Here is a 3,364-nt window from a genome sequence, read left to right on the forward strand (position 1 = left end):
CTCCCCCCAACTCACCCCCCCGGGGCGAGACCGGCGATCACCCCCCCCCCCCCCCCGCCCCCGCACCAACCCACCGCGGGGCGGTGTGGGGGGGGGCGGCCTCTCCCGGCCCCCCCCACCGGCGTCCCGCCCTCCCGCGGTGTCCGGCCCTCCAGCAGATACGCGTCCACATGCCCGTTGACGCAGGTGTTGGCGCCGCCGACGATGCCGTGCGAACCGGCGTCCCGCTCCGTGACCAGCACCGAGCCGCCGAGCCGCCGGTGCAGCTCCAGGGCACCCGTGTACGGCGTCGCCGCGTCCCGCTCGGCCGCCAGGATCAGCAGTGGCGGCAGCACACCCGGCGCGGTGCGCAGGTCCAGCGGCTGCTGCCGTGGTGCGGGCCAGTAGGCACACGGCAGGTTCATCCACACATTGGCCCAGGTCTCGAACGGTGCCCGGCGCGCCAGCGCGGTGTTGTCCCGGTCCCAGACCTTCCAGTCCGTGGGCCACGGCGCGTCGTTGCACTCGACGGCTGTGTAGACGGCGTTGCCGTTCTCCTCCTCCGGGGCCTCCGCCGGATCCGGCGCGGCCACGGCGATCAGGTCGTTCGGGTCGCCCTTCAGGTACTTGGCGAGGGCCGCGGCCCGGCGCGGCCAGTAGTCATCGAAGTAGGCGGCCCGTAGGAACGCCGAACGCAGTTGCTCGGGGCCTACCTTGCCCCCGGCCGGTTCATGCGCGACCCGGGCCCGGGCCAGTTCGTAGCTGTGCTGGACCTCGGCCGCGGTCCTGCCAAGACCGTAGACGGCGTGGTGCCGGGCGACCCAGGCGCGGAAGTCGGCCCAGCGGCTCTCGAAGGCCAGTGACTGCTCCAGGTTGTTGCGGTACCAGATCTTGTCCGGCGACGGATCGACCACCGAATCCAGCACCATGCGCCGTACGTGCCCAGGGAACAGCACGGCGTACAGCGCGCCGAGGTACGTCCCGTAGGAGGACCCCACGAACGTCAGCTCCTCCTCGCCCAGCGCCGCTCGCAGAACCTCCAAGTCGCGTGCGTTGTTGAGCGAGTTGAGATGCCGCAGATCCGTACCGCCGCTGCGGGCGCAGCCTCGGGCATACGCCTTGGCACGGGCGATCCGCTCCTGCTTGTACGACTCCGAGGGCGAGGTCGGGGCCTGTGTGGGCGCCTTGGTGAAGTCGGCCGGGTCCTGGCAGGACAGCGGTGCGGACCGTCCCACGCCGCGTGGGGCGTAGCCGATCAGATCGTATGCCTGGGCGATCCGCTTCCACTCAGGCCATTGGGACGCCTTGGGGAAGTACATGGCGGAACCGCCGGGGCCGCCCGGGTTGTAGATGAGCGAGCCCTGGCGGGCGGTGGCCGGTCCGCCGGCCTTGACGCGGCTGACGGTGAGCGGGACCTGACGGTCCAGCGGTTTCGCGTAGTCGACCGGCACGTCGACCGTGCCGCACTGGACATACGCGGGGAGTCGCTCGACGGCGGGGCAGGGTCCGAAGGAGATCCCCGCCGTGCGGGCCCGGGCCGCGGCCCTGCGCACACCGGCGTCCTCAAGCGGGGTGGCTGCCCCGGGTACGCCGGTCGCCGCGGTTGCCCCGCTTCCTCCGGCTGCTCCGGTTGCTCCGAGGAGGGTGGTTCCACCGGCCGGTGCGGCGAGGAGGGCCGACAGGACCAGGGAGCCGACCGCTCCACGCCACATCCGTACGCTCATCGTGTTTCCCTTCGTACCGCCGTGGAACGAAGGGAAACCGCAGGCGTAGGGCTTGTAAAGCACCATTGTCCGGTGTCGTGGTCAATGACTCCTATGCGTCAATCTGTGACGCTCCATACCGATCTGCGTGGGTTGTGGATCTGCCGCGTGCCATGACGACCTCCGTCAGTCGCCGCCGCCACCGCCGCCACAGCTCGAACTGCTGCCTCCACAGCTCGATCCACCACCGGACGAGCCCCCGCACCCACCGCTTCCGCCACACGAGCTGCCGCTCGCCCCGCCGCACGAGCCGCCCCCGTCGGGAGACGAGGCGCACCACACCACGTCCTCCGTGATCAGCGTGGCCCCCACGCTGTGATCCACGGACGACCGGCTGGTCTGCGTCAACCGGGCGGCAGTCGTCAACTGACCCTGGAGCACCGGGTCCGGCAGTGCGCGCAATCCGTTCAGCGCGACCAGGTGGGCCGTGTCCGCGGCGCCCGGGTGGGCCCGCCGGTACGCGTACGCAGCCCGCCTGCCCGCCGCTGTCACCTTGCGGTTCGCCTTCGCCGCGCAGACGGCCCCGACCAGGAAACCCCCGAAGATCGCGGGCAGCACCGCCACGAAGAACGGAAAGTAGCCCGCGTATCCCTCGAACGCCGTGTACTGGAGCGCCGTCACCACGATCCCGGCGGGGAACAGGAGGAAGGCGCAGCCCGTCTGTATTCCGGCCCGGCGCCGCAGCGGGCGCAGCACCCGGGGCTCCACCATCAGGCCGCGTGCGGCGAGGCCGTCGCCGATGGCCTGCACGGCGGGGCCGCTCATCACAACAGGCCGCAGATGGTGCAGTGCCCCGTGGGGCGCCGCTGCCGCCTCCTGGAGCACCGCCTGCTCCACCGCGTGGTAAGCCACGGCCTGCCGTACCGCGATGATCCCGGGGCCGCCGATGGCGATCCGCCCGTCGGCCGCCATCGTGGCCAGTGCCGTATCGACCACACGGGCGGGCCCGCCGTTGAGGAAGGCCACCTCCATCACGTCGTACACGGGTCCGGCCGGGCCGCGGCCACGGGTCCTGGCGAGCCCCCTGATCAGCAGCACCGATGAGATGGCCATGGCGATATTCACCAGCAGTGCGAGAAAGTTCAGCATCCGGGAGTCACCTCCTGACAAGAGCGGCACGAGCCGCCCGTACGATCCGGGTCGTGCGGCGTGGCGGCCGGGCGCCCGCCCGGTCCTGCCACCAGTACGTCAGCCGCCGCCGGGCGGCTGGATCCTGCGGGTTCCCCGCGATCAGCAGGTGCTCGGCGAAGTCCAGTGCGTCCCGGTGGTATCCGCCGGTCATGGGCCGGCTCCGGGCGTAGTCGAGGAACGCGGACCGGTAGCCGCTTCCGAGTATCTGCCGCAATTCGGGAGCCACCTTGGCCACGACATCGGACCGCTTGGCGGCGAGGGCCCGGCTCTGCACCCGCAGCCGCGGTGCGTCGAAGCCTTCTGGCGCGGGCGTACCCGCGACCAGCGCGGACAGCAGAGCCGCCTGCGCCAGCGCGAGCCGCTCACGTGCCGCTTCGTCCGTGGTTTCGGGGGCGGGGGCGGCGGCGCCAAGGCGGCGGCGAAGACGCGGCGGGGCTGGGAGCTGGCGCACTGGGCGGTGGCACAGGCGGATGCGCTGCGTATCGCCGAGG

At 72.0% G+C, this 3,364-nt stretch carries 2 protein-coding genes and 1 pseudogene; all 3 read right to left on the reverse strand.

The features are described 5' to 3' along the window. Positions 1 to 11: 11 nt before the first annotated feature. A complete protein-coding gene (locus ACFWI9_RS32015; protein ID WP_387168134.1) occupies positions 12 to 1,703 on the reverse strand; it encodes an alpha/beta hydrolase in 1,692 nt (563 codons plus the stop codon). Between the two features lie 165 nt (positions 1,704 to 1,868). Next, on the reverse strand, positions 1,869 to 2,831 hold the full coding sequence (locus ACFWI9_RS32020; RefSeq protein ID WP_387168136.1) for a TIGR04222 domain-containing membrane protein: 963 nt from the start codon (positions 2,829 to 2,831) through the stop codon (positions 1,869 to 1,871). A gap of 7 nt (positions 2,832 to 2,838) precedes the next feature. Beyond that, positions 2,839 to 3,364: pseudogene (locus ACFWI9_RS32025) on the reverse strand (endonuclease); the annotation flags it as partial.

The sequence above is a fragment of the Streptomyces sp. NPDC127084 genome, assembly GCF_042724175.1.
In the GTDB taxonomy this organism is placed as follows: domain Bacteria; phylum Actinomycetota; class Actinomycetes; order Streptomycetales; family Streptomycetaceae; genus Streptomyces.

What these genes read in the sequence shown, in the direction of transcription:
- ACFWI9_RS32020 (WP_387168136.1), bottom strand. Translation starts at nt 2,831, where the DNA reads ATGCTGAACTTTCTCGCACTGCTGGTGAATATCGCCATGGCCATCTCA.
- ACFWI9_RS32015 (WP_387168134.1), bottom strand. Translation starts at nt 1,703, where the DNA reads ATGAGCGTACGGATGTGGCGTGGAGCGGTCGGCTCCCTGGTCCTGTCG.